We start from the raw sequence: 2,425 nt of genomic DNA, 5'->3' as shown, positions 1-2,425 counted from the left end.
ATGAAGATTCCGACGTTACTAACTGAGTGTTGTATCTAATCGTGGGGGCAGGTCACCAATACCCCAACTATTTTCAGGGATACCTGTACGATCAACGAATCTGATTTAACAGCTATTCCTCACGACACTGCCAATAACAAAAACAGACTTCTTGGAACTGCCAATTTCCAAAAAGGAATTATATATGGAGCAACTAAAAAAGTAGGCGATGACGCACTTTCTGGAACTAACATATGGGGGGCAGGTGATACGATATGGCATCAAAGCAGTTCTGCCACTTATGCCGGTAAGAGGTATAGCGGCACTGCGTGGCAGAACTTCGGCAACCTGGTTTAGTTACTGCATTTCTCAAATGTTACCACCACTCCATCCTTGAACGGGTGTGATGAGTAGAAACCATTCCATGGTGTGATCACATGGTCACACCATGTTTTGTCTTTTAACTTACCAACCCATTTCCATTGGGCCATAGGGTAATGTAAGTAAGCAAATTTTGCGCTTGTCCAGGTGCCAATGTCGTGTCTCATCATATCTTGAATTAAAGGCCTTTTTTCAATGATGCGTTTAGCTTGTGGCGAAAGCCCTGAATATCCATTGAGATAAATTGGAGTATTTAACTTATTAATTTCTCTGTTCCCCCCAATCTCTCTTACAAGCATAGTTTCAAGTTCATACTGAGACTTTTGAGAGTTATAGTAATCATTTGCGTAAGAGAACATTAGTACTATCGGAGGTATGCTTAAAATAACATATGCATATTTATTGGAGTTTAATGCTCCAACAGAGAAAACAATAAATACAATTGCTGACGCCCATATCATCATCCTCAGATTTATACTTGGGTTCTCAAGCACGTAAAACATCAGTATGGAACATGCAAGCGCAATTGTGATTAACGAAAAAACTAAGATATTTGATTTTCTAGTAATGTTGATACATGTTATTGTGGAGAATAAAAAAAGAATCGACATGAATGAAATGGCGATTGCGAAGTGTTTATCAAATAATACTCCAAATGGATATACTGCAACCCTATATGTTGACTCAATTATTTCTTTAAACTGAGGGTGCGATGGCATTAAAATGCCTCCAACCCCAGAAGCATATCCTGATGTAACAAACGACTTGCTTGTCACCGCAATATACAGTAGTAGCGAAAATGCAGACGATGCAAGAACTAATATATATTTGCGTGCGTCCTTATCTTTGTCATAAGTAAAGCAAGTCATCAGGATGGCATAAAATACTGGAAGTGATGCCTGATAAGTCAATAATGATGACTGCACCGACAAAAATGTTATTAGTGCGCTTGATGCCGCACTCCTGCCTGAAAAAGCAATAAATGGAATGCACAGTATAAATATTGAAAGGCACATTGTCACAGAATCAAATCTAAATGAAAGATTCTGAATAAAAAATGGGAAAATGAATAATGGAGATGTTGCAATCGCGGAAACTACTGGTGATTTCTTTAAGACATCCCTTCCTATAATCGAGCAAGAACCTACAGCAAGAGCAATTGCTATAAGTTGAGATAATGGAGAAATGTCTGTAAGTATCCTTCCAAAGTTTAATATGTATATAACTAAAGAGGCTAGCGGCCTCCCTTCATTTTCCCATCCATAGTATCCATCCATTACCCTGGCATTGTCATCAAGATAGAGTTTGCCAACAGCAAATATAATAGCCATAAATGGAGCTATTATTGAGAAAGAACATAAAGAATATTTTTTATACTCTCCAAACATATATCATCCCTTTTTGATTATGTAGCGAGGCCTGTTTTTAACCTCGACATAAATCCTGCCAATGTACTCGCCAAGAACACCTATTCCTATCAACTGCACGCCGCCGAGGAACAGAATTGACACCAGTAGGGATGGGTATCCGCGAACCGGGTTACCGAATGCCAGGGTATCAATAATCATCCATGCACCGTACAGGAATGCCATTCCTGCCACTAACAAACCAATGTAAGTCCACATGCGCAGCGGGAACGTTGAAAAGCTCGTGATACCTTCAAGAGCCAGATTCCACAGCTTCCATCCGTTGAATTTTGTGCTGCCAGCAACGCGTTCGGCGCGGGCATATTCAACCACATCTGTTCTTCCACCTACCCAACTTAGAACTCCCTTCATGAAGAGGTTACGCTCAGGCAGAAGCTTAATGTTTTCAACCATCTCGCGTGACATAAGTCTGAAATCGCCGACGTTCTCCTCAATCTTAGGATTGCTGATTTTGTTGTGTAGCTTATAGAACCACTCTGCGGTTTTGCGTTTCAGGCGGCCATCTGTGGAGCGATCCGAGCGCTTGGCCAGTACCATGTCAGCGCCATCCTGCCATTTCTCTATTAGATGAGGAATGACTTCGATAGGGTCCTGCAGGTCAACATCAATCGGAATTATTGCGTCACCGCTAGCATGAT

2 protein-coding genes are annotated in these 2,425 nt (G+C 40.9%); both read right to left on the bottom strand.

The window, feature by feature from the left end; genetic code table 11:
* Positions 1 to 332 precede the first annotated feature (332 nt).
* Positions 333 to 1,748: a glucosyltransferase domain-containing protein gene (locus HX884_RS26110; RefSeq protein WP_178329011.1), complete on the bottom strand. Its 1,416-nt coding sequence runs from the start codon at positions 1,746 to 1,748 to the stop codon at positions 333 to 335.
* 3 nt (positions 1,749 to 1,751) lie between these two features.
* A partial coding sequence (locus HX884_RS26105) for a glycosyltransferase (RefSeq protein ID WP_178329010.1) occupies positions 1,752 to 2,425 on the bottom strand: 674 nt, incomplete at its 5' end.

This window comes from Enterobacter sp. SECR19-1250 (assembly GCF_013391025.1).
GTDB classification, from domain to species: Bacteria; Pseudomonadota; Gammaproteobacteria; order Enterobacterales; family Enterobacteriaceae; genus Enterobacter; species Enterobacter cloacae.
This window is presented reverse-complemented; position numbering and strand designations above follow the sequence as displayed.